The following is a 22976-nucleotide window of genomic DNA, read 5'->3' on the forward strand; positions in this document are numbered from 1 at the left end:
GCTATCCGCCCCGGATCGCGTTCTTGAGCCGTCGCAGCGTCGCCTCCATCGCGGGGGTGCGCTGCCGTCGGCTGGTGATGGCCGAACGATCGAAACGCCAGGGCCGACCGTTCGGAATCATCCCGAGCCGATCGAGTACCCGATGGGCTTCACCCTCGGGATCGGCGGCGAGTTCGTCATAGTCGACGATCACCGGCTCGATGCCATAGAGCGCGAAATAGCCGGCGAACTGACGATGCGCCCAGGTGATCTCCTCCAGCTTGCGGACCAGGTCTTCCGGCGTCAGTTCGGCCAATGCCCTCGTCAAGGCGTGCTCCGGATAGGCGCCACTCCAACCCCCCGTGCGCTCGGCCACCAGATACGACAGCGCCTGCGCCATGAGATCGTCGCGCAGGATCCAGGCGAACTCCACCCTTGGCCAATAGTACGGAATGACCCCGACACGCCGCAGGAAGAAGAGCTGATCCCAACTCAACTTGACCGCGAGCGCCGGCGGTTCCTCGGGAGCGGGATTCAGATGGTCCAGATAACCGGCCAGATCGTTCAGGCCCGTCTGTTCGCAGGTATCGATGATCCGGTCGAAATTGAATGCCTCGCGCGCCCGATTGACCAGTCCGCTGGCCGCCAGGGCCTCGGCCAGCAGATTCGAGCCGCTGCGGTTGCTGAAGGCGATGACCAATACGGTGTCCGGTTGCCGATCTCTGTGTGGCGGCGCCGGGCGCGGACGCCCGGCCGCGCGGCTGGCGAAATAACGCAGGATCTCGCGTTCATGGATGCCGGGGTCGTAGTCGAGCAGAAAGGGCGCGGGTTCCAACTCGGGTGCCCGGATCTCGGTCCGAGCCTCCGAGTGCTCTGGAGCGCGGAGCGGCTCCGTGTCGCCGTATTGAAGACGGCCCAGCAACCGGTCGGTGTCGGTGAGTCGAACCTCGATCGTTGCGGGTGAGGGTACGTCCGCCAGTTCGACCCTGAAGGCATACCGGCCATCCCCCTTGCCGGCGGCGGCGAGATCCTCGCGAAAACGATCGGCCCGGATGTCCCGCCAAGGCCGGCCATCGAGACTGAGACTGACCGACAGACGCAGACCCGGCATCCCAGGCGCACGGACCCAGCCATGCAGGGCGCCCTCGATCACGCCGTCGAGGTGGCCTTCCAGCAGGGTCTGCGGAACGCCGAACGGCGTCAGACGGCGCACCTCGTCGAGCAGCCGGCGCCGCGATTCGTCCGCCCGGCTGTCTTCACGCCGGCGTTGGACGATCTCCTCATTGGTGAGCGTCGTCGTCGGGATGGAGAGAGGAAGCCGATAACCCCAGGCGCTCTCCAGCCAATCGCGATAGTGCGCCAGTCGGTCCGGGATGTCGTGCCGGCGCGGTCCGTAGCCATCCTTCAAGCAGTGTGCGCACAGTGAGCGCGGATAACGCTGTGTCAGGATGCCCTCGCGCAAGCGTTGGAAGGGGCGTCCCTGCCAGATGGCGGACGCCTCGGCCTCCATGAGATTGCCCAGCGACGGCCCCGAGTCGTCGGCGAAGCAGCAGGGTTTGGTGTGACCGCTGCGCCGGACATAGAGCGTCTTGAACGGCTCGAAGCAGTAGAAGGGGGCCGGACCCTCGGGCGTGATGGGCGTGAAGACCTGCTCCAAGTCCTCCGGCGACAGATGCCGCGCATCGACACGGTCATCGGCGGCGTGACCCGGAGGCGGGCGCGAGGGTTTGAGCGTGCGCGCCGCTTCCGCGAGCGCCGACAGCGGCAGGGTGGCGGCGACATCACCGCGCGCGGCCTGCCAGGCCCGTTCGTCACCGACTTGGGTCTGACGATACTGGTCGGTCGAGAGGATCAGGCCGCGCGCCCGTGCCCGCTGTTCGGACTCGTGCAGGATCGGTTCCTCGATCCAGGGACGCAGGATCGAGCGATGACCGCGCAGTTCTCGGGTCGTCTCGAAGGTCTGGAGCGTCTTGAGATGGATGACCTCGACGCCGTGATCGGCCATGAGGTCGACGAACTCGGGCAGTCGGCGCACATGATGCTCGAAGGCGATCGAATTGACCTCGACACGCGGATAGCGGCTCCCATGCGCGCGCTTGCAGGCATCGAGTCGCCGGAGTCCGGCGAGCAGGGTCTCGAAGCGTCCGCCGAGATAGATCTGCTCGTACTCCGCGGCCTCGACCCCGGAGGCGCTGACGGTGAGGCTGAAGACCCGCTGCTCGACGAGTGCCTCGCACAGCGCCTGATCGAGATGCATCCCATTGGTGAAGAAATCGATCAGGACGCGATAGGCCCCCAGATCCCGCAGCAGCTCGACGAACCTGCCGTGCAGCGTCGGCTCGCCATAGCCGAAGCAGTGCACATTGATGACCTGTTGCAGGATCGACTCCAGATTCGGCCGCAGGGCGTCGAGATCCAGGAGTCCGCGCTCCTGCTCCTTGATCGAATAGAGCCGGCTCGGACTCAGTCCCGAGAAGGTCGGGCACATGGCGCACTTGAGATCGCACAGATTGCTGATCTCCAGGAAGAGTTCCAGCGGAGCGTCCGGCGGTGCGCCGCCCTCGGCCCAGGCGGCGAAGCGCTCGATGGACGCCAGGCGTCGCGGCCACCAGTCGGGCAAGTCGTTTCGTGTGAGTGTCACGAGTCAGGATCTCGATAGGAGCTCGATGCAGATAGGCGAAGGCGCTCTGGTAATGGGGGTTTTGGATTCATCCAATACACCTCACCGCGCGAATTGCCGATCTTTCTCAGGGGCGTGCGCATGGTGGGAACCTCGCTGTAATAACTGAGTGAGTACAACGGATCTCTGGGTTTGACGCAAGGCTGGGCCGGATGCTTCGTCCTGGGTTCCTGTGCTAGATTTCGCCCGTCGACCGTCTCGTGTCCTTTTGTAGGAGTCTGCGCTCAATGGAAGCCGCCGCCGAGTCCCGCTGGATCATCCTGGCACTGGCATTCCTGCTCCCCGCCGCCTCGACCTGGGCAGACTCGCTCACCAACCACATGAACGCCGTCACCGTCCGGGTGCTGTGCCTGCCCGCCGAGGGCGAGCCGGAATCCGGCTCCGGCTTCGTGGTCGGCGGCGGCTCGCATGTCGTGACCAACCGGCATGTGGTGTCCTGCACCGCTACCGAATTTCAGGTGCCGCTTGGCCCAAGGTTATTGGATTCATTCCAGCATCCGCATCAAAACGTCGTGCCATCGACCCACGTCGATCTCACCCAACTTTCCCGCCAGTCGGCGTTTGTCGACGCAACGGATCTGATCGAGCAGGATCCGCGCGGCGCGTCCATTGAGATCGACTTCCGGCCTGCAGCCGAGCGGTTGTCCTTTCGAGGTGAGCGGAGCGACGATCACGCGCGGCAAGGCAGCATTCATGTCGTCCGGCGACACGACCAGCGCCGGGCGCGTTTTCTGGATTTCGGTTCCGATGGTCGGATCGAGATTGACCCAATACACCTCGCCGCGCTGAATCCGTCGGTGCTCGCTTACCACTGCCAGTCTCCACTATCGGCATCGACGGGCAGATCGGCCCAGGCATCCGGATCGTCTTCAGCTCGGTAGCCGTCGAACCAACCGGCGCGCGTCGTCGGCACCGGCTCGATGATGAGGCGCGTGCCTTCGAGTCGCAGGTCGATTTCGTCCTGGATGCCGCATTCGGCCAGCAGCGCCGCCGGAATCAGGACGCCGCGCGAATTGCCGATCTTTCTCAGGGTCGTGCGCATGGTGGGAACCTCGCTGTAATAACTTAGTTATTACAGCGGATCTCTGGGTTTGATGCAAGGCCGGAACGGATGTCTCGTTTTTGACGATATGCATGATTATGCATATAAACAATCCATGCATTTCACCTGGGACGAGTCATGCGACGGTCAGGGTCGCTTTCGTGGGCAAGGCTCGCAATGCACTTCCCGAACGCTATCGGGGAACCATTCCTTTGCGCTGGACCAGTGATGGCTGGCGAATCATGACACCGACCAATCTTTCCAGGCAATAAAGGCGGTATCGAACCATGGCGGCCTATTCTAGACGATGGATTTTGAGTTGGTGTGGATCGGGATTGCTTTGCTGTTATTCCTGTTTACTCAGCGCCGAGCAGGTTAATATTATCCCAGGTTCACAATCAATCGATACGGTCGTCGAATCTTATCGAGTGATCGCCGATCATTCATCGAGTTTGTCGCCAAAAGCCGACAGCCTGCTTGAATCCTGCTGGACACCGCAAGCACTGCGCGCACATCCGGGTGAGCGCAAGATCAAGACACGCCTTCCCGTCGACGACACGCCTCCTGAGAAGACATTACCAGATGTCCCCGGCCCAAATCTGGCACCGGAATTTGCCTGTTCGATCCGTTCCGTCAAGCCAGACAATGGCGAAAAACTGGTCGCGCTCACCTTCGATCTCTGCGAAAAGGCGAACGAGGTCACGGGCTATGATGGCGAATTGATCGATACACTCCGCCTGGAAGGCGTCCATGCAACCTTCTATGCCGGCGGCAAATGGATGCGCTCCCATCCCGAGCGCACCATGCAGCTGATGGCCGATCCGCTGTTTGAACTCGGAAATCATGCCTGGACCCATGGCAATCTGCGCGTGTTGCGCGGTCAGGATGTCGAGGAGCAGATCCAATGGACCCAGGCGCAATACGAAATCCTGCGCGCTGAGCTGCTGAACCGCTCATGCGCGGCCTCGGTCTCACCCAATCACCTCCGGGCCATCCCGTCATCGCTCGCCACCTTCCGCTTTCCTTACGGCACCTGCAACGCCGAATCCCTGACCCAGGTCGCGCGCGCCGGACTCTATCCGATCCAGTGGAACATCGTGACCGGCGATCCTGCCAAGGCACAAACCGCCGATCTGATCGTCAAGGAAGTCCTGAATCGCGTTCGCCCCGGCTCGATCGTGGTGGCCCACGCGAACGGCCGCGGCCGGCACACCGCTGAGGCGCTGAAGACGCTGATACCAGCCCTGCGCAAGCGCGGCTATCGCTTCGTCACGGTCAGTGAGTTGCTGCGTTCCGGCGAAGTCGTGACCGCCGAGAGCTGCTATGAACAGCGCCCCGGCGACAATCGGCGCTACGATCGACTCTTCGGGCGCGGCACGCAATGAGTGACGCGGATGTTCCTTTTTTTGCGAAGTCTTATCGTCCGGCCGCGGACGTCGAGGCTCGATCCCTGCTGGATGGCGAGGCGCGGATCATGGCGACGCGCCTGGTCGGCATGGCCCCCTGGCGCGACCTCGGCTTCACGTCCGAAGGACTCGAACGCTATCTGAGACGCCAAGACCCCTGTCTGCGCCGATACGCGCTGTGTCGGGCGGACGCACTCATCGGCGTGATCGCCGTGCGCGCACACTGGCTGCGCGGCAGCTATCTCGAACTGCTGGCTGTATTCGAGGAGGCGCAAGGAGAGGGTGTTGGGTCGGGGATCATGGAGTGGCTGATGGCCGAGGGCGCGCGGGTGGGGGCCAACCTATGGGCCACGGTCTCGGCCTCGAACCAGCGCGCGCGCCGTTTCTACGAGCGGCACGGATTCGTGCCCATCGGCGAGATTCCGGATCTCGTCCAGGACGGCTGCACGGAGATCCTCCTGCGTCGGCCCCTGATCTGATGGGATCAATATAGGGCATTCATCATCTTGGCCCGATAGCGCGCGACCAGATCATTGCCGCCGCCGAGCAGGTCGAACACGGCCAGCATCCCCTTGCGGCCCGCGTCCTCGCCATAGGCGCGATCACGCTTCATGAGTTCGAGCAGATGTTCAAGCGCGCTCTCATAGTCGCCGCGCAGGACGCGATGAGCCGCGAGCTGGTAGCGCGCCTCGCTGTCGCGCGGATCGGCGTCGAGGCGCGCGCTCAGTTCGGTCTCGCCCGGTGCGCCCTCGATGGCACCGGCGAAGCTCAGTTGACCGCGCAGCGCGGCGACCTCCGGATCGTTGACGAATTCGAGCGGCAGCCCGTCGATCGCCTCCAGCGCCTGGGTGATCTCACCGGAGCTAGCCAGTAGCTGAACCTCTACCAGCGGCAGACGCTTGTTGTCCGGATCCTCGGCGCGCGCCCGGTCGATGAGGGCGCGCGCACCGGCCAGATCACCGCCCGCCATGGCGACCCGTGCCTGCTGGAGCAGCCCATCGGACGCGCGCGGCAGATGACGGTCGAGGAATTCGCGTACCTGCGGCTCGGGCAGGGCGCCCATGAACTGATCCACGGCTTGGCCATTGCGGAAGAGCTGCACCGTGGGCAGACTGCGGATGCCGAACTGGGTGGCGAGCGCCGGCTCGGCCTCGGTGTCGACCTTGGCCAAGAGAAAGCGTCCGCCGTACTGCTCGGCCAGCTTGGCCAGCATCGGCATCAGCATCCGGCAGGGCGCGCACCAGTCGGCCCAGAAATCGACCAGCACGGGGCGTTCGTAAGACCCTTCGATGACGACGGCGTGAAAGTTGGCGGCGGTGACGGTGACGACGTGCGGTGAATGGCTCATAGGGATTCTTGGAACTTGGGCTTCGGTAGCGGATCTCAGGGGGGCGCGCTCAGGCTCGTCTTGGTTCGCGATGACTGGCATGAAACGCGCCTATGAGCGCTCAACATAGCCATCGACCCGGTTCGATTCAAGTGTGCGGCTTGCCGGTGAGGCGCGGCCTCTGGGATGATTCCGAGCCTTTGGTGAATCCATTTGTCGGGGCGATGTCCGGCATCGCCCGGAGTAGCGAGCTATGTCCCAATCCATTCATGTCGTTTGCCCACAGTGTGACGCCGTCAATCGGCTGCCTGCCGAGCGTCTTGGCGCCGATCCCAAGTGCGGCAAGTGCCGGGCGCCGCTCTTTTCCGGCCATCCGCTGGCGCTCGGCGCGATGCGTTTCGAACGGCATCTCACGCGCAGCGATCTGCCGCTCCTGGTCGATTTCTGGGCGCCCTGGTGCGGCCCCTGTCGGATGATGGCACCGGCCTTCGAGGCGGCAGCGGGGCTTCTGGAGCCGACCGCACGGCTGATCAAGGTCGATACCGAGGAGGAGCAGGGCTTGGCCGGGCGCCTGGGGATTCGCAGCATTCCGACGCTCATTCTCTTCCGTGGCGGTGCTGAGGTCGCCCGTCAGGCCGGAGCCATGGACGCGGCCAACATCGTGGCTTGGGCGCGGCGGTCTCTCGGTCGATAGCGACGCGCCACGGGCCGCGGCGACGCTCGCGACAGTGACGGGGTCAAGTTTGGAATGGCGGCGAAGTCGCGATGCCGCCGCGCGCGTGGACAGTCCCGCGCCGGTTCTCTAGAATGCCGAAGATTTAGCGCGTCGCGGCCAAAGCGACCTTGAAACGTGCCGGCGTCGTCGATCCGGGACGATCGCGCGTCCTCGCCCCCCGATTTCGGAGACACCCTTGAGAAAACCCGCGATTTTGGTTCTGGAAGACGGCTCGGTCTTTCGCGGAACGTCGATCGGCGCCGACGGTTCCAGCGTCGGCGAGGTCGTCTTCAACACGTCCATGTCCGGCTACCAGGAGATCCTGACCGATCCCTCCTATCTGCGCCAGCTCGTCACCCTGACCTATCCGCACATCGGCAACGTCGGCGCCAACCCCGAGGACGAGGAGTCGGGCGCCATCCAGGCCGCCGGACTCATCGTGCGCGATCTGCCGGCACGGGCGAGCAACTTCCGGATGACCGAGTCGCTCGATGCCTATCTGACCCGTCACGACGTGGTCGGGATCGCCGACATCGACACCCGCCGCCTGACCCGCCTCCTGCGCGAGAAGGGCGCCCAGAACGGCTGCATCCAGGCCGGAGACGCCATCGACGAGGCCGCCGCGCTCGCCGAGGCGCGCGCCTTCCCCGGACTCAAGGGCATGGATCTGGCCCAGCACGCCTCGACCCGTGAGGCCTACCCCTGGACCCAGGGCTCCTGGACGCTCGACGGCGGACTGCCCGAGCCGCTCAAGCCGGTCGACGGCAATCTGCCCTATCACGTCGTCGCTTACGACTACGGCATCAAGCGCAACATCCTGCGGATGCTGGTCGATCGCGGCTGTCATGTCACCGTGGTCCCGGCGCACATGCCGGCGACGACCGTGCTGGCGCTCGAACCCGATGGCGTCTTTCTGTCCAATGGTCCGGGCGACCCGGAGCCGTGCGACTATGCCATCGCCGCGATCCGCGAGCTGCTGGAGACCGATGTCCCGATCTTCGGCATCTGTCTCGGTCATCAGCTGCTCGGACTGGCCTGCGGCGCCCGGACGCTCAAGATGAAGTTCGGCCATCACGGCGCCAACCATCCGGTGCAGGATCTCAAGACCGGCGCGGTCATGATCAGCAGCCAGAACCACGGCTTCGCGGTCGACGAGTCGAGCCTGCCCGAGACGCTGGAGGCGACCCATCGCTCGCTGTTCGACGGCTCGCTCCAGGGCATCCATCATCGTCGGCGTCCGGCCTTCAGCTTCCAGGGGCATCCCGAGGCCAGTCCTGGACCGCACGACGTCGCGCCCGTCTTCGACCATTTCATCGATCTGATGCGGGAGCGCAAGTCGTAGAGTACGCAGGCGTACCCTCATGCTCAGGGCGTCCCATGACCGACCATCGATCGACAGCCCTGAGTCGACCCGCTCCCGAACGCTCGACCGCCCCTGTGCCCGACATCGCCCACCTTTCCGAACCCCGCGTGAGACCCCATGCCCAAGCGTACCGACATCCATAGCATCCTGATCATCGGCTCCGGCCCCATCGTCATCGGTCAAGCGTGCGAATTCGACTACTCCGGCGCGCAGGCCTGCAAGGCGCTGCGCGAGGAGGGCTATCGGGTCATCCTGGTCAACTCCAACCCGGCCACCATCATGACCGACCCCGAGATGGCCGACGCGACCTACATCGAGCCCGTCACCTGGCGCGCGGTCGCAGCCATCATCGAGCAGGAGCGCCCGGATGCGCTGCTGCCGACCATGGGCGGCCAGACGGCGCTCAACTGCGCGCTCGATCTGGTGCGCGAAGGGGTGCTGGAGAAGTTCGGCGTCGAGCTGATCGGCGCCTCACGCGAGGCCATCGACAAGGCCGAGGATCGCGATCTGTTCCGGCAGGCGATGCGCCGGATCGGACTCGACATGCCGCGTTCGGCCATCGCCCATAGTCTGGAAGAGGCGATCCAGGTCCAGGCGCCGATCGGTTTTCCGACCATCATCCGTCCGTCCTTCACCATGGGCGGCAGCGGCGGCGGCATCGCCTACAACCAGGAAGAGTTCGAGGAGATCTGCCGGCGCGGTCTGGATCTGTCGCCGACCAAGGAGTTGCTGATCGAGGAGTCCGTCCTCGGCTGGAAGGAATACGAGATGGAAGTCGTCCGCGACCATGCGGACAACTGCATCATCATCTGCTCGATCGAGAACCTCGATCCCATGGGCGTGCATACCGGCGATTCGATCACGGTCGCTCCGGCGCAGACGCTGACCGACAAGGAATATCAGATCATGCGCAACGCCTCGTTGGCCGTGCTGCGCGAGATCGGCGTCGACACCGGCGGCTCGAACGTCCAGTTCGCGATCAACCCCGAGAACGGGCGCATGATCGTCATCGAGATGAACCCGCGTGTGTCGCGCTCCTCGGCGCTCGCCTCCAAGGCCACCGGCTTCCCGATCGCCAAGGTCGCGGCCAAGCTCGCCGTCGGCTATACGCTCGACGAGCTCAAGAACGACATCACCGGCGGGGCGACGCCGGCCTCGTTCGAGCCGACCATCGACTATGTCGTCACCAAGATCCCGCGCTTCGCCTTCGAGAAGTTCCCGCTGGCCGACGCGCGTCTGACCACTCAGATGAAGTCGGTCGGCGAGGTCATGGCCATCGGGCGCACCTTCCAGGAGTCGCTGCAGAAAGCCCTGCGCGGTCTGGAGATCGACCGCTACGGACTCGACGAGATCGTCGATCTCAACGACCCGGACGCGATGGAGACCATCCGGCACGAGGTCCGTCAGGCGGGCGCCGAGCGCATCTTCTATGTCGCCGACGCCTTCCGCGCCGGCCTGAGTCTCGACGAGATCCATGAACTGAGCCGCATCGACCCCTGGTTCCTGGCCCAGATCGAGGATCTGATCCGCGCCGAATCCGAAACGCGCACCGCCGGCCGCGCCGCGCTGACCCTGGAGCGTCTGCGCGCGCTCAAGCGTCAGGGCTTCGCCGACCGGCGCATCGCGCGGCTGGTCGGCGCTCAGGAATCCGAGATCCGCGCCCTGCGTCACGAGCTGGGTCTGCATCCGGTCTACAAGCGTGTCGACACCTGCGCGGCCGAGTTCGCCTCCTGCACGGCTTACATGTATTCGACCTACGAGGAAGAGTGCGAGGCCGAGCCGACTAACCGCGAGAAGATCATGGTCCTGGGCGGCGGACCCAATCGCATCGGCCAGGGCATCGAGTTCGACTACTGCTGTGTCCATGCCGCCTTCGCCATGCGCGAGGACGGCTACGAGACCATCATGGTCAACTGCAACCCCGAGACGGTTTCGACCGACTACGACACCTCCGATCGGCTCTATTTCGAGCCGCTGACGCTCGAAGACGTGCTGGAGATCGTCGCCAAGGAAAAGCCCAAGGGCGTCATCGTCCAGTACGGCGGTCAGACCCCGTTGAAGCTGGCGCGTGCGCTCGAAGCCGCCGGCGTGCCCATCATCGGCACCACGCCCGACAGCATCGATCTGGCCGAGGACCGCGAGCGCTTCCAGCAGCTCATCCATGAACTGGGTCTGCGTCAGCCGCCCAACGCCACCGCGCGCAGTGAGGACGAGGCCGTCGAGCGCGCCGCCGCCATCGGCTATCCGCTGGTGGTGCGCCCGTCCTATGTGCTCGGCGGACGGGCGATGGAGATCGTCTACGACGAGACCGATCTCAAGCGCTACATGCGCGAGGCGGTGCGCGTCTCCAACGAATCGCCGGTGCTGCTCGACCGCTTCCTCGACGACGCGATCGAGGTCGACGTCGACGCCATCTGCGATGGTCAAGAGGTGCTGATCGGCGGCATCATGGAACACATCGAGCAGGCCGGCGTGCATTCGGGCGACTCGGCCTGTTCGCTGCCGCCCTATACGCTCTCGCCGGCGATCCAGGACCGGATGCGCGAACAGATGGTCAAGATGGCGCGCGCGCTCAACGTGGTCGGTCTGATGAACGCCCAGTTCGCGATCAAGGGCGACGAGATCTTCATCCTCGAAGTCAACCCGCGCGCCTCGCGCACCGTGCCCTTCGTCTCCAAGGCGATCGGCCTGGCGCTGGCCAAGATCGCCGCGCGCTGCATGGCCGGGCGCTCGCTGGAGGAGCAGGGCCATCGGCGCGAAGTCCGTCCCAAGCACTATTTCGTCAAGGAGGCCGTATTCCCCTTCGTCAAGTTCCCCGGTGTCGACACCCTGCTCGGGCCTGAGATGAAGTCCACCGGTGAAGTGATGGGCGTGGGCGAGACCTTCGGCGAAGCCTATGCCAAGGCGCAGGAGGGTGCGGGGAGCCTGCTGCCGCGCAAGGGCGGCAAGGCCATGCTCAGCGTGCGCGAGGCCGACAAGGCACGTCTGGTCCAGGTCGCGCGTGATCTGCTCGAATTCGGCTTCACCCTCTATGCGACTCATGGCACGGCCGAGGCGGTGCGTGCCGCCGGACTGCCCTGTACCGGCGTGAACAAGGTCGCCGAGGGTCGCCCGCACATCGTCGACATGATCAAGAACAACGAGGCCAGCTTCATCGTCAACACCACCGAAGGGGCCAAGGCGATCGCCGACTCGGCGGCTATCCGCCGCGCCGCGCTCCAGCACAAGGTGCCCTATACCACCACCATCGCCGGGGCTGAGGCCACCTGCATGGCGCTCAAGCAACTGGACATCCTGAGCGTCAATCGGTTACAAGATCTTTACTGAACCTGCATCGCGCCGCGCCATTGACGCGCGGTGTGAAGCTCGAAGACCCGCAAGGGGTCGGCGCCGCCTGGGGAGTCTCTTCCCGGCGGCGCTTTCACATGAAGAGGAAATCCATGATGAACAAAGTCCCTCTGACCGCCAGGGGTGCCGAGAAATTGCGTCAAGAGCTGGAACAGCTCAAGCGTATCGAGCGTCCACGGATCATCGAGGCCATCGCCGAGGCGCGTGCGCACGGCGATCTGAAAGAGAACGCCGAATACCATGCCGCGCGCGAGCAGCAGGGTTTCGTCGAGGGCCGCATCAAGGACATCGAGGGCAAGCTCGCGCACGCCCAGATCATCGACGTGACCCAGATGGCGCACAACGGCAAGGTCATCTTCGGGGCCACGGTCAAGGTGCTCGAACTGGAGACCGACGAGGAGCACTGCTATCAGATCGTCGGCGAGGACGAGGCGGATCTGAAGCAGGGTCTGATCTCGGTCGGTTCGCCGCTGGCGCGCTGTCTGATCGGCAAGGCCGAGGGCGACGTGGCCTCGCTCCAGGCGCCGGGCGGGCTGCGCGAGTTCGAGATCCTGGAAGTGCAGTACGTCTGAATCCGCGCCCGATCCGGCCTCAGTGCCCGATCAGGCGCTTCAGGAAACGTCCCAGACTGCCGGCGAGATTGGGCGTATGGCCGTTGACCAGCCGGGTCGCGGCCTGCTCGATGCAGCGGGCGCTCGTCGAGCCGGGGTTGAGGATCAGGTGCGGTTTCTGCGCCAGGATGCTGCGCTCGATCAGACTGTCGACCGGGACATGGCCGACGAACTCGAGCGTGCCGTTCATGAAGCGATCGGTCACGCCCGCCAGTCGGGCGGCGACCCGCTTGGCATCGGCGGGCGAGGGCGCGCAGTTGACCAGCAGCTTGAGCGGCTTGGCCTCCTGCGCCAGGATGGTCTTGATGATGCCGTAGGCATCGGTCAGCGAGGTCGGATGCGGCGTGGTGACGACCAGCACGTCATCGGCCGCCAGCACGAAGCGCACGACGTTGTCGCCGATGCCGGCACCTGTATCGATGATGAGAAAGTCGTAGCCGTTGAGCGCCTCCAGATCCTGCATGACCTGCACGCGCTCGCGTTCCCCCAGATCGGCCAGCTCGGCGATGCCGTTGGCCCCGGCGATGAGATCCGGACCATAGGGCGTCGGGATCACGATCTGGGCCAAAGTTTTGTGGCCACGGATGACGTCATGGATGGTGTGCTTGGGGATGATCCCCAGCATCACGTTGAGATTGGCCAGCCCCAGATCGCCGTCGAGCAGCAGCACCTTGCGGCCCGAGCGCGCGAGCGCGATGCCCAGATTAATCGAGAGCGTGGTCTTGCCGACCCCGCCCTTGCCGGATGTGACACAGAGGGTACGCATGGAGCCTGCTTGACTATCTCGTCGCTGAGGATGGGGGGGTGTCGATGGGCGCTGCACCTGGAGCCGGCGATTCGTCGCCACGCACGACCATGCATTTCAGTCCGGTCGCCGTGCGCAGATGTCGGCACCAGGCACCGGCCTCCGCCTGGCTCGCCCAGTCGAGCGCACGCAGGCGATAGAGCCCATTGGGATTCGCTTGGCTGATCGTCAGGGTCAGACCTGAGACCCTGTCGCCATGGAAACGCCGGAGGTCGTCACGGTCGCGCTCGACCCTGGACAGCGAGCGGCCGGCCAGGAGCTGTACCTGCCAGCGTCCGGTGTGTGTTGTCGGTTCGATGGGTTCCGGCGTGTCGGCGACCCGTTCGTCGACGGGTTCGGCTGTCGTTTTCGGCGCGGTCTCCTGGGGCGCTCGTCCCGCGTCTTCACTGGATTCATCGCGACTTGGCTCCGTGGACGTCGCGGGTGGCGTCTCCGGCACCGGAGGCGAAGCCTTCTCGGCTGCTTCAGGGATCAGCAGTGGATTGGCCACAGGTGTCTCGATCGGCTCCGGCGCAACGGGCATGGCTGGTGGAGCCGGCGCGACCGGAGGGGCGGGCAAGGCGGGAGGCTGAGGCGCCGAGACCGGGATCTCGGTCTTCTCGTTCGGTTCGACCGGTTCAATCGGTTCCCGTGCCGGCGTCTTATCGTCCTTGGCGGTGCGCGGTGCGGATTCGAAGGCGCCCGACTCGACGCGCGACTCCAGCAGCTTCAGCGCCTCCTGGAGCGAGCTGGTGTCCGACTGCGCCACGTCGATGGGTCGGGGCAGCGGCCGAGTCGCCGGCGGCAGACGCTCCAGCCAGCGCGCCTCATCGCCGGCGGATGCGGCTGTCGGGCGTGGGAGCGGCTGAATCACATCGGCCCGGACCGCTGTCAGGGAGACGCCGAACGTCAGGGTCAGTGCCAGACTGCCAATGACGCCTCGGCTCAGGGTGTTGTCGCGTGTCATGGGTCGACCCCCATCGATGGCAATACGACCGGGCACTCGACCGGTCCGCTTGGCGTGGCGCGCCCGGCGCAGGCGATCAGGCGCGCGCGATTGGTCTCCAGCAGGCGCGCCGCCAGGAGCAGTTCACGATAGGCGCGCTCGTCGGCGCGCGCCAGGAGTCGGCTGCCGGCCTCCCACTGCCGTTCGGGGCCGAGGAGACGCGCGGCCAGATCCAGACGGCGCTGTTCGTCGAGCCGCCAGGGCTGGAGCCGGACCGACAGCGCCCCGGCCAGCAGGATCAGCGCCAGCGTCAGCCAGGTCGCACGGCCCGGACGCCGGTCGAGCGAGAAACGGCGCCGTGGCGCGGCCGCCTCGAATAGGACGCCGAGCGCCTCGGTATCCTGATGACGCATGGCCTGCTCAGGGTCGTAGAGTTTTGAGAGCGGGTCGAGCCGCCAGTGTTCGATGTTCCGGGTCAGACGTGCGCGATGGCGTTCCAGACGCTCCGCGCGCGCACTGGGGCGCCAGCCGCCGTCCGGGCGGTCGCCCCGTTCACCCAGCATCAGCCATTCGGCGGTCAGGTTCAGATACGCCCGGCTGATCTCACGGGTCAGGGCGGACATCAGCAGCGGCTGGGTCGGTGTCTCGGCCTTGGCGAGGCGCGAATCGAACGGGATCTCGGCGGCGAGCGCCATGCGTCCATATTCGAGCCGCACCTGAGCGATCAGATCCCTGGAATTCACCGTCGCGGTACGTCTGCCGATCAGCAGATAGCACCCGTACAGCGGTTGTCGGCAGCCCGCGCGCAACTCGTTGACCTGCTTGAGCAGTGCGGGCAGCGTATCGAGTGTCGGAACATCGGCCGCGAGCGGCAGCAGAATGCGATGCGCCGCGATCAGGGCATTGCCGGTCAGGACGTCGAGCGACGGCGGGCAGTCGAGGATGACATGATCGAAATCGAGCGACAGCGCCGGCAGGGTCGCCAGAGCCTGATAGAGGCGCGTCAGCGAATCTTCGTCCTCATCGGGATTCGCGTCGAGCGCGGCCAGTTCCGGGCCGGCCGGGGCCAGATAGAACTGTGGGATCTGGGTGGCGGCGATCATGTCGCGCCTGACGGCCCGTTCGCGCAGCAGGCGCCCGGTGCCGCCGCGTTCCCGTTCCGCCACCCCCATGGCCCGGCCGGCGCCGCCCTCGGGGTCGAGATCCAGCAGCAGCACCGAGCGTCCGGCGGCGGCCAGTCCCATGGCGAGATTGACGGCGGTCGTGGTGGCCCCCACGCCCGCGCGCTGGCCGAAGACGGCGACGATCTCGGGTGTGGGGCCTGTGGATTCGGATCTCTGGGTACGTGTCATGGTCCGGTGTTCCTGGTTCAGCCTTCTCCACCGCGCGACACCCGCGCGAGCAACCAGTCCAGCCCGCCGGTCGGCAGCAGACGCTTGAGCGTGCCGAGCAGATGGGTGGGGAAGGTGACATAATACCGCGCCCGCGGGCGTGGGCTCTCCAGGGCATGGATGAGCTTGGCGCAGACCGCCTCCGGCCCCAGGGTGAAGGGCTGGGCCGGACCCTCCTTGGTCAGACGCGCCTCGGCCCGGCGGTAGGCGTCGCGATGGACGCTCGACTCGCGGTCGATGTTGGTCAGAAAGGCGCGATGGGCATTGTCGCGGAAGCGGCTGAGGATCGGCCCCGGCTCGATCAGCGAGACCGAGATCCCCGAGCCGCGCAGTTCCAGCCGCAGGGTATCGGTCAGACCCTCGAGCGCGTACTTGCTGGCGACATAGGCGCCGCGATAGGGCAGGGGGATGAAGCCGAGGATGGAACTGTTCTGCACGATGCGCCCCTGCCCCTGACGACGCATGAGCGGGATGATGCGGCAGGTCAGGTCGTGCCAGCCGAGCAGATTGGTTTCGAGCTGGGCGCGCAGGACGTCGCGGCTCAGATCCTCGACCGCGCCCGGCTGACCATAGGCGCCGTTGTTGAACAGTGCATCGAGTCGTCCGCCGGTCAGCTCCAGCGTGCGTTCCAGTGCCGCGCCGATGCTCGCCGGGTCGTCCAGATCCAGTCGCACCGCGCTCAGTCCCTCCGCTTCGAGTCGGGCGACGTCCTCGGGACGGCGCGCCGAAGCGATCACCTGCCAGCCGCGCCGCGCCAGTTCATGCGCGCAGTGGCGGCCGATGCCGCTGGAGCAGCCGGTGATGAGGATGGAACTGGGGCTGGTGGTTGCGTTCGCGTGCATCTGAAAAAGGTCTGAACCTGAGTGACGAGGGACCGGGCGGGCGTCCGTGCGGCGCGCGACCGAGCGTCGAGTGCGGCCGGCGGCTCCTGGGGTCGGCATTAACGCCAATCCGGCCCCGTCACGCAACCGGATTTGATTTCGCCGGCGCGATCCGCATCTGGGGCGCCGTCGCAAACGTCATGTCATCATCCATTTCGAATTGTGAGGAAACGCTATGCCGATCTACGAATATCGCTGTGAACACTGTGGTCATGAGCTGGAGAAGATGCAGAAGATCAGCGACGCGCCGCTGACCGACTGCCCGGAGTGCGGCCGGCCGGCGCTCAAGAAGCTGATCTCGGCGGCCGGTTTCCGCCTCAAGGGCGGCGGCTGGTACGAGACCGACTTCAAGAAATCCGGTGACAAAAAGAAGAATCTGCACGATGGCGGCGGCGAGAAGAAGGAGTCGGCGGCCAAGTCGGATGGCGCGGGTTCCGGCTCCAGCGGTGGTGCGGCCAAGAGCGATACGGCCGCCAAGAGCGCCGCCTGAGTAGCCTTGGCGCCACGCGCTTTGAGTCAGAGACGGCCAAAGCGCCGTTTGGAGAGTGGGCGTGCAGTAAGTATCTGTGTACGGGGGCGAGCATGATCGATAGACAGCGAATTACCATCGAGCCGGGCAAACGGGGCGGTAAACCCTGTATTCGCCACATGCGGATCACGGTCTACGACGTGCTGGATTTTTTGGCCAGCGGGCTGACGATCGAGCAGGTGCTGGAAGAGTACCCGGAGCTGGAGCGCAAAGATATTTTGGCCTGTCTGGCCTTTGCCGCTGACCGCGAGCATCGTGTGGCGAATCTGTGCGTCGCATGAAGCTCCTGCTGGATCAGAATATCTCTCGGCGCATCGTGCCGAGCTTGCAAGCTCACTACCCAGGCTCCAGTCAGGTGGCCTTGCTGGGACCGGATCGTGCATCTGACTCAGCGATCTGGGATTACGCTTCGGTGCATGGCTACACGATCGTGACCAAGGACGCGGATTTCGAGGAAATGACGCTGGTCCGAGGCAGTCCGCCAAAGGTCATCTGGCTCCGACTCGGGAATGTCAGCAATCAGATGGTCCTGGAGACTCTCATCAATCACCATGCCACGATCGAGGCATTGATCGAGCGGCACGATTTGAGCTGTCTGGAGATTCTGTCGGTCAACGCCGGCATGTGAGCGGCTTTGGGCTGCTTGAAACCAATTGCCGAACGTACTCAGTCACGCCGTTCGCTCAGGGTTCCGGCCAGCCCGCTCAGGCTCAGCGGCGCGCAGCCCTCGGCCTTGTTGTTGGCGATGACATAGACCTCGCGCCCGGCGCTCAGCGCCTCTGAGACGAGCCGGGCGATCAGGTCGCGCGCGGTCGGGTCCTGTTCGTGCAGTCGGTCGAAGGGTTGATAAGGTTGCGGGCCTCGGTGTAGCCGCGATTGGCGCGCAGCATCCAGCGCAGCACCAATGGGCCGGGCGGGAGATCGGCGAACAGCGCCTGCTGTCGGTCGAGCGCGGGCAGGCGCGGATGCAGACTGAGCGCGGCCTGAGCGCCGCCGTGACGCAGGGCCTCGACCGGATCGCGCGTCAACAGCTCGCGATCGCGCACCTCGACGGCATAACAGGGACCGTTCGGCAGGCGACGTAGGAAGCGGTACAGATCCTCGGCGAAGCGGCGCGGGTCGGCGGTGATCGTCTCGCCGAGCGGCGGAAACTGGAGCAGCAGCACACCGCCACGCATCCCCAGCCCCTCGACGAAGGGCCGGACCGACTGCGCGGTCGCCCGCCCAGGGTCGAGAAAACCGGGATTCGCTTCGACCGGACGCCCGCCGTCGGCCCGCACGACGGCATCGGTGATCGCCGCCGGCATCTTGACCGGAAAGCGGAAATCTTCCGGAACCTGCTCGGCATAGGCGCGCAGACGTTCGGTCGGCACCGGGGCATGGTAGGCGCTGTCGACCCCGACGGTGCGCAGCAGCGGATGCTGGGCATAGGCTCTCAATCCATGCCGCGACAGGGCGCGCGGATTGGCCGTCGGCGCATAGATCAGCCCGAGCCGGCCCGGAAACGACCAGGACGAGGTACCGAGCCTCAGCCGGTCGGGCAGGGCGTCTGCGAGCGCACGCGCCTGGGTCCGGGCGTCACGCGCCGGCTCGACGGACACAGGCTCGGGCACCGCGTCCGGCGTGCCCGCGAACAGATCCGGTTGGTTCGATGACTTCATGCGTTCATGATCCCATACAGGTGATCGATTCCGGTCCGCCCTTGCGCTAAACCGTTGCGACCAGTAATCTTTCACGCTTTTTCATGATGGTTCCGGCCCTGTTTGCGCCGGGTCCGTCCACCTTGAACAAGACGGGGCGATAGAGTGATGCGCACGCAGTATTGTGGGGATTTGAACAGCCGGCATACAGGGCAGGAGGTCATCCTCTGTGGCTGGGTGCAGCGCCGGCGCGACCATGGCGGGGTCATCTTCATCGACCTGCGCGACCGCGAGGGTCTGGTTCAGGTGGTGTTCGACCCGGATCGTGCCGAGGTGTTCGCACGCGCCGAACAGGTGCGCAGCGAATATGTGCTCAAGATCACCGGCCGGGTGCGTCCGCGTCCCGAGGGGACGGTCAACCCGGATCTGCCGACCGGCGAGATCGAGATCCTGGGACTCGACCTGGAGATCCTGAACGCCGCCGAGACCCCGCCGATCCATCTCGACAGCCACGCGGCGGACGCCTCCGAGGAACTGCGTCTGCGCTATCGCTATCTGGATCTGCGCCGTCCTGAGATGCAGTCGCGTTTGCGCACCCGCAGTCGCGTCACCCAGGCGATGCGCCGCTTCCTCGACGAGCGCGGCTTCCTCGACATCGAGACGCCCATCCTGACCAAGTCCACGCCCGAGGGCGCGCGCGACTATCTGGTGCCCAGCCGCACCCATCCCGGCGAGTTCTTCGCCCTGCCGCAGTCGCCCCAGCTCTTCAAGCAGCTGCTGATGATGTCGGGGCTGGACCGCTACTATCAGATCGCACGCTGCTTCCGCGACGAGGATCTGCGCGCCGACCGTCAGCCTGAGTTCACCCAGCTCGACATCGAAGTCTCGTTCATGAGCGAGGACGAGCTGATGGCGCTGATGGAAGGCATGGTCCGTAGCCTGTTCAGCGAGGTGATCGGCGTCGAGCTGCCCGATCCCTTCCCGCGTCTGACCTATGCCGAGGCCATGCGCCGCTTCGGTTCCGACCGGCCCGATCTGCGCGTGCCGCTGGAGCTGATCGATGTCGCCGATCTGATGGACGAGGTCGATTTCCAGGTCTTCGCCGGTCCGGCCAAGGATCCCGAGGGGCGCGTGGTCGCGCTGCGTCTGCCCAAGGGCGGCGAACTCTCGCGCAAGGAAATCGACGGCTACACCCAGTTCGTCGGCATCTATGGCGCCAAGGGTCTGGCCTATATCAAGGTCAACGAGTGGGCGACCAAGGGGCGCGAGGGGCTGCAATCGCCGATCCTCAAGTTCCTGCCCGATGCGACGGTCGAAGGCATCATGGCCCGCACCGGGGCCGTGGACGGCGACCTGATCTTCTTCGGCGCCGACAAGGCGCGTGTGGTCAACGAGTCGATCGGCGCCCTGCGCGTCAAGCTCGGCCAGGATCGGGGCTTGCTGGAAGGCGAGTGGCGTCCGCTGTGGGTGGTCGACTTCCCGATGTTCGAGCACGACCCGGCCAACGGGCGCTGGGTGGCGCTGCATCATCCCTTCACCGCGCCCAAGGACGAGCACCTCGGGCTGCTGGAGAGCGATCCGGGCGCCTGTCTCTCGCGCGCCTATGACATGGTGCTCAACGGCACCGAGCTGGGCGGCGGCTCGATCCGTATCCATCGCGATGCGGTGCAGCGTCAGGTGTTCAAGCTCCTGAACATCAGCGACGAGCAGGCCGAGGATCGTTTCGGCTTCCTGCTCAAGGCGCTGCGCTTCGGCTGCCCGCCGCACGGCGGTATCGCCTTCGGTCTCGATCGGCTGGTGATGCTGATGACAGGTGCGCACTCGATCCGCGACGTCATGGCCTTCCCCAAGACCCAGACGGCGGCCTGTCTGCTCACCGACGCCCCCTCGACCGTCGACGAGGCCCAGCTCAAGGAACTGTCGCTGCGGCTGCGGACACGCGCTTGAGCCGCACCGAACGCAAGCGGGCGCAGTCGGCCCTGGTCGTCGTCTGCACCCGTGGCGGCGAGTTCCTGCTGATGCGCCGCACACGCCCGGCCGGGTTCTGGCAGTCGGTCACGGGCAGTCTCGCGCCCGGCGAGACGCCCCGGCACGCGGCCGCGCGCGAGCTCTGGGAAGAGACCGGACTGCGCGCCGGCGGGGCGCTGATCGATCTGCATCAGTCGGTGCTGTTTCCGATCATCCCGGCCTGGCGTCATCGCTATGCGCCCAATGTCTGCTTCAACCGTGAATATCGCTTTGCCCTGGTGCTCGACTCACGGCGGCTGGTGCGGCTCAATCCGCGCGAGCATCTGGAATACCGCTGGCTCCCGGCGCGCGAGGCCGCCGAGCTGACCGGCTCCCGGACCAACCGCGAGACCATCGAAACGGTCGAGGCGCGTCGGGCGTGGCTTTGAGGCTCCGGGCGGTCGCCCCCATCTCCCGTCGACCGCCCGGAGTCTGATCCAACAACCCGCGAACCTCTCGACCCATCCATGCGCGACATCAAAGCCAACCTCGTCGACCGACCCGCCACCCGCAATCTGGCCGCGCTCAAGCGGCTGCTCCAGTTTGCCTGGCCCTATCGCCGTCGGCTGGCGCTGGCGCTGGTCGCGCTGCTGATCGCGGCCGGTTCGGTGCTGGCCTTCGGTCAGGTGATCCGAGTGGTGGTCGATTCGGGACTCGGCACCGGCTCGGTCGAGGCGCTCGATCGGTCGCTGATGCTGTTTCTGTTCGTGGTCGTGCTCACGGCGGCGGCGATGATGGTGCGCAGCTATCTGCTCAACTGGCTCGGCGAGCGGGTGGTGGCCGACATCCGTCAGGCGGTGTTCGATCGGGTGCTGGCGCTGGATGTCGCCTTCTTCGAGACCACGCGCACCGGCGAGGTCATTTCGCGGTTGACCAGCGATACCGCGATCCTGCAAGTGGTGGTCGGCTCGACCCTGGCGATGTCGATCCGCACCACACTGCTGATCGTCGGCGGCGTGCTGATGCTGGCGATCACCAGCCCCGGACTCACCGGGCTGGTACTGGCCGGACTGCCGGTCGTCATCGTTCCGGTCTGGATCTTCGGGCGGCGCGTGCGGCGGCTCTCGCGCGCCAGTCAGGACCGGGTCGCCGACGTGGGCGCCTATGTCGACGAGGTCATCCACGGCATCCGCACCGTGCAGGCGTTCTGTCACGAGCCGATCGACAGTCGCCGCTACGGCGATCAGGTCGAGGCGGCGTTCGACGTGGCCATGAGCCGCTCGCTGTCGAGCGCGGCGCTGTCGGGGATCGCGACCCTGCTGACCTTCGGGGCCATCGGCGCGGTGCTCTGGGTCGGCGGGCATCGGGTGCTGGAGGGCACCCTGAGCGGCGGTGAACTCTCGGCGTTTCTGTTCTATGCCATCGTGGTCGCCGGGGCCGTGGGGTCGCTGAGCGATCTGACCGGGCAACTGTTGCGCGGTGCCGGGGCCAGCGAGCGGCTGATGGAGCTGCTGGAGATCCGGCCGGCGATCCTGCCGCCCGCCGCGCCCGAGCCGCTGCCCGAGCCGTCGCGCGGTCGGATCGAGTTGCGCGGGGTGCGCTTCGTCTATCCCTCGCGACCGGATACGCCGGCGCTCGACGGGCTGGATCTGACGGTCGAGCCGGGCGAGCGGCTGGCGCTGGTCGGCCCATCGGGGGCGGGCAAGTCGACGCTGTTTCAGTTGCTGCTTCGTTTCTATGATCCGGCGGCGGGGAGTCTGCTGTTCGATGGGGTCGATATCCGCCGGCTCGATCCGCGCGATCTGCGCAGTCGCATCGCGCTGGTGCCGCAGGAGCCGGTGATCTTCGGCGCCAGCGCCTGGGAGAACATCCGCTATGGTCTGGAGAGCGCGAGCGATGAGGACGTGCGCCGTGCGGCTGAAGCCGCTCATGCGCTCGAATTCATCGAGCGGCTGCCGCAGGGCTTCGACACCCATCTGGGCGAGCGCGGTGTGCGGCTCTCGGGCGGCGAGCGTCAGCGCATCGCCATCGCCCGCACGCTCTTGCGCGATCCGGCGCTGCTGCTGCTCGACGAGGCCACCAGCGCGCTCGATGCCGAGAGTGAGCGTCTGGTGCAGGAGGCGCTCGAAACCCTGATGCAGGGACGCACCAGCATCGTCATCGCCCATCGGCTGGCCACGGTGCGCAATGCCGACCGGATTCTGGTGATCGATCAGGGGCGGATCGTCGCCTCGGGGCGGCACGATGAACTCATGGCCCAGGGCGAACTCTATGCGCGATTGGCGGCGCTCCAGTTCCAGGAGCCGTGCGCCAGTTGAATGGCTGTCCTGATGTTTCGGGTCCACGAAAATCCCGGCAAAGAATCAGGCTTGTTCTTTGGACTTGCA

Annotated in this window: 21 protein-coding genes; 12 read left to right on the plus strand and 9 right to left on the minus strand. The window is 65.8% G+C overall.

Annotation, left to right across the window (positions count from 1 at the left end; translation table 11 throughout):
- Position 1: 1 nt before the first annotated feature.
- The 3 genes from Atep_RS02140 to Atep_RS02150 all read right to left on the minus strand — a co-directional run bounded on the left by Atep_RS02140 (position 2) and on the right by Atep_RS02150 (position 3701).
- Positions 2-2620 (minus strand): Stf0 family sulfotransferase, encoded by a 2619-nt coding sequence (locus tag Atep_RS02140; protein ID WP_213380009.1) that lies wholly within the window; start codon positions 2618-2620, stop codon positions 2-4.
- Positions 2621-3144: 524 nt separating this feature from the next.
- The gene (locus Atep_RS02145) at positions 3145-3471 is read right to left on the minus strand and encodes a type II toxin-antitoxin system PemK/MazF family toxin (RefSeq protein ID WP_336511373.1); all 327 of its coding nucleotides are present in this window, start codon (positions 3469-3471) and stop codon (positions 3145-3147) included.
- Complete coding sequence (locus tag Atep_RS02150; RefSeq protein ID WP_213381831.1) at positions 3465-3701, minus strand: AbrB/MazE/SpoVT family DNA-binding domain-containing protein; 237 nt, start codon at positions 3699-3701, stop codon at positions 3465-3467. The genes Atep_RS02145 and Atep_RS02150 overlap by 7 nt, the downstream gene beginning before the upstream one ends.
- Positions 3702-4129: 428 nt before the next feature.
- Between Atep_RS02150 and Atep_RS02155 the strand changes: the two genes are divergently transcribed.
- Positions 4130-5086 carry a polysaccharide deacetylase family protein gene (locus tag Atep_RS02155; RefSeq protein WP_213380011.1) on the plus strand — a complete coding sequence of 319 codons (957 nt, stop codon included), beginning with the start codon at positions 4130-4132 and terminating at the stop codon, positions 5084-5086.
- An 89-nt stretch (positions 5087-5175) separates the two neighbouring features.
- Complete coding sequence (locus tag Atep_RS02160; protein WP_213380013.1) at positions 5176-5586, plus strand: GNAT family N-acetyltransferase; 411 nt, start codon at positions 5176-5178, stop codon at positions 5584-5586.
- Between the two features lie 5 nt (positions 5587-5591).
- Here the strand turns inward: Atep_RS02160 and trxA are convergent, their stop codons facing one another.
- Positions 5592-6455, minus strand: coding sequence for a thioredoxin (gene trxA, locus Atep_RS02165; RefSeq protein ID WP_213380015.1), 864 nt, complete (start codon positions 6453-6455; stop codon positions 5592-5594).
- A 232-nt stretch (positions 6456-6687) separates the two neighbouring features.
- On the opposite strand from trxA, the gene trxC reads away from it, so the two are divergent.
- The 4 genes from trxC (at position 6688) to greA (ending at position 12432) form a co-directional block, all read left to right on the plus strand.
- A complete protein-coding gene (gene trxC / locus Atep_RS02170) occupies positions 6688-7128 on the plus strand; it encodes a thioredoxin TrxC (RefSeq protein ID WP_213380017.1) in 441 nt (146 codons plus the stop codon).
- A gap of 217 nt (positions 7129-7345) precedes the next feature.
- The gene (carA, locus tag Atep_RS02175; RefSeq protein ID WP_213380019.1) at positions 7346-8491 is read left to right on the plus strand and encodes a glutamine-hydrolyzing carbamoyl-phosphate synthase small subunit; all 1146 of its coding nucleotides are present in this window, start codon (positions 7346-7348) and stop codon (positions 8489-8491) included.
- A gap of 138 nt (positions 8492-8629) precedes the next feature.
- Complete coding sequence (carB, locus tag Atep_RS02180; RefSeq protein ID WP_213380021.1) at positions 8630-11839, plus strand: carbamoyl-phosphate synthase large subunit; 3210 nt, start codon at positions 8630-8632, stop codon at positions 11837-11839.
- Positions 11840-11955: 116 nt separating this feature from the next.
- Positions 11956-12432: a transcription elongation factor GreA gene (gene greA, locus Atep_RS02185; RefSeq protein ID WP_213380023.1), complete on the plus strand. Its 477-nt coding sequence runs from the start codon at positions 11956-11958 to the stop codon at positions 12430-12432.
- A gap of 19 nt (positions 12433-12451) precedes the next feature.
- On the opposite strand, the gene Atep_RS02190 is transcribed toward greA, so the two are convergent.
- From Atep_RS02190 to Atep_RS02205, 4 genes are read right to left on the minus strand one after another with little or no spacing between them, the layout of a single operon-like run.
- Positions 12452-13237 carry a MinD/ParA family protein gene (locus Atep_RS02190; protein WP_213380025.1) on the minus strand — a complete coding sequence of 262 codons (786 nt, stop codon included), beginning with the start codon at positions 13235-13237 and terminating at the stop codon, positions 12452-12454.
- 13 nt (positions 13238-13250) lie between these two features.
- Complete coding sequence (locus tag Atep_RS02195) at positions 13251-14222, minus strand: SPOR domain-containing protein (protein WP_213380027.1); 972 nt, start codon at positions 14220-14222, stop codon at positions 13251-13253.
- Positions 14219-15553 (minus strand): ParA family protein, encoded by a 1335-nt coding sequence (locus Atep_RS02200; RefSeq protein ID WP_213380029.1) that lies wholly within the window; start codon positions 15551-15553, stop codon positions 14219-14221. The genes Atep_RS02195 and Atep_RS02200 overlap by 4 nt, the downstream gene beginning before the upstream one ends.
- Positions 15554-15570: 17 nt before the next feature.
- Positions 15571-16434, minus strand: a complete 864-nt coding sequence (locus Atep_RS02205; RefSeq protein ID WP_213380031.1) for an SDR family oxidoreductase — start codon at positions 16432-16434, stop codon at positions 15571-15573.
- 214 nt (positions 16435-16648) lie between these two features.
- Here Atep_RS02205 and Atep_RS02210 point away from each other — a divergent pair, with 214 nt between their 5' ends.
- From Atep_RS02210 to Atep_RS02220, 3 genes are all read left to right on the plus strand, one after another.
- Positions 16649-16963 carry an FmdB family zinc ribbon protein gene (locus Atep_RS02210; RefSeq protein ID WP_213380033.1) on the plus strand — a complete coding sequence of 105 codons (315 nt, stop codon included), beginning with the start codon at positions 16649-16651 and terminating at the stop codon, positions 16961-16963.
- A gap of 92 nt (positions 16964-17055) precedes the next feature.
- Entirely contained in the window at positions 17056-17283 is a 228-nt protein-coding gene (locus Atep_RS02215; protein WP_213380035.1) for a DUF433 domain-containing protein, read from the plus strand.
- On the plus strand, positions 17280-17630 hold the full coding sequence (locus tag Atep_RS02220; protein WP_213380037.1) for a DUF5615 family PIN-like protein: 351 nt from the start codon (positions 17280-17282) through the stop codon (positions 17628-17630). Before Atep_RS02215 ends, Atep_RS02220 begins: the two co-directional genes overlap by 4 nt.
- Before the next feature lie 169 nt (positions 17631-17799).
- On the opposite strand, the gene Atep_RS02225 is transcribed toward Atep_RS02220, so the two are convergent.
- Positions 17800-18663: a DUF72 domain-containing protein gene (locus Atep_RS02225; protein WP_236786370.1), complete on the minus strand. Its 864-nt coding sequence runs from the start codon at positions 18661-18663 to the stop codon at positions 17800-17802.
- 147 nt (positions 18664-18810) lie between these two features.
- Here Atep_RS02225 and aspS point away from each other — a divergent pair, with 147 nt between their 5' ends.
- From aspS to Atep_RS02240, 3 genes are all read left to right on the plus strand, one after another.
- On the plus strand, positions 18811-20589 hold the full coding sequence (aspS, locus tag Atep_RS02230; RefSeq protein WP_213380038.1) for an aspartate--tRNA ligase: 1779 nt from the start codon (positions 18811-18813) through the stop codon (positions 20587-20589).
- Positions 20586-21038, plus strand: coding sequence for a dihydroneopterin triphosphate diphosphatase (gene nudB / locus Atep_RS02235; protein ID WP_213380040.1), 453 nt, complete (start codon positions 20586-20588; stop codon positions 21036-21038). Before aspS ends, nudB begins: the two co-directional genes overlap by 4 nt.
- Positions 21039-21116: 78 nt before the next feature.
- Positions 21117-22907: an ABC transporter transmembrane domain-containing protein gene (locus Atep_RS02240; protein ID WP_213380042.1), complete on the plus strand. Its 1791-nt coding sequence runs from the start codon at positions 21117-21119 to the stop codon at positions 22905-22907.
- Positions 22908-22976: the final 69 nt, after the last annotated feature.

The organism is Allochromatium tepidum, assembly GCF_018409545.1.
GTDB lineage: Bacteria > Pseudomonadota > Gammaproteobacteria > Chromatiales > Chromatiaceae > Thermochromatium > Thermochromatium tepidum_A.

Excerpts from the sequence above, each read along its gene's own strand:
- Atep_RS02150 (WP_213381831.1), bottom strand. The coding sequence starts at position 3,701 with ATGCGCACGACCCTGAGAAAGATCGGCAATTCGCGCGGCGTCCTGATT.
- Atep_RS02160 (WP_213380013.1), top strand. The coding sequence starts at position 5,176 with ATGGCGACGCGCCTGGTCGGCATGGCCCCCTGGCGCGACCTCGGCTTC.
- trxA (WP_213380015.1), bottom strand. The coding sequence starts at position 6,455 with ATGAGCCATTCACCGCACGTCGTCACCGTCACCGCCGCCAACTTTCAC.
- trxC (WP_213380017.1), top strand. The coding sequence starts at position 6,688 with ATGTCCCAATCCATTCATGTCGTTTGCCCACAGTGTGACGCCGTCAAT.
- carB (WP_213380021.1), top strand. The coding sequence starts at position 8,630 with ATGCCCAAGCGTACCGACATCCATAGCATCCTGATCATCGGCTCCGGC.
- greA (WP_213380023.1), top strand. The coding sequence starts at position 11,956 with ATGAACAAAGTCCCTCTGACCGCCAGGGGTGCCGAGAAATTGCGTCAA.
- Atep_RS02190 (WP_213380025.1), bottom strand. The coding sequence starts at position 13,237 with ATGCGTACCCTCTGTGTCACATCCGGCAAGGGCGGGGTCGGCAAGACC.
- Atep_RS02195 (WP_213380027.1), bottom strand. The coding sequence starts at position 14,222 with ATGACACGCGACAACACCCTGAGCCGAGGCGTCATTGGCAGTCTGGCA.
- Atep_RS02200 (WP_213380029.1), bottom strand. The coding sequence starts at position 15,553 with ATGACACGTACCCAGAGATCCGAATCCACAGGCCCCACACCCGAGATC.
- Atep_RS02205 (WP_213380031.1), bottom strand. The coding sequence starts at position 16,434 with ATGCACGCGAACGCAACCACCAGCCCCAGTTCCATCCTCATCACCGGC.
- Atep_RS02210 (WP_213380033.1), top strand. The coding sequence starts at position 16,649 with ATGCCGATCTACGAATATCGCTGTGAACACTGTGGTCATGAGCTGGAG.
- Atep_RS02215 (WP_213380035.1), top strand. The coding sequence starts at position 17,056 with ATGATCGATAGACAGCGAATTACCATCGAGCCGGGCAAACGGGGCGGT.
- Atep_RS02220 (WP_213380037.1), top strand. The coding sequence starts at position 17,280 with ATGAAGCTCCTGCTGGATCAGAATATCTCTCGGCGCATCGTGCCGAGC.
- Atep_RS02225 (WP_236786370.1), bottom strand. The coding sequence starts at position 18,663 with ATGAAGTCATCGAACCAACCGGATCTGTTCGCGGGCACGCCGGACGCG.
- aspS (WP_213380038.1), top strand. The coding sequence starts at position 18,811 with ATGCGCACGCAGTATTGTGGGGATTTGAACAGCCGGCATACAGGGCAG.
- Atep_RS02240 (WP_213380042.1), top strand. The coding sequence starts at position 21,117 with ATGCGCGACATCAAAGCCAACCTCGTCGACCGACCCGCCACCCGCAAT.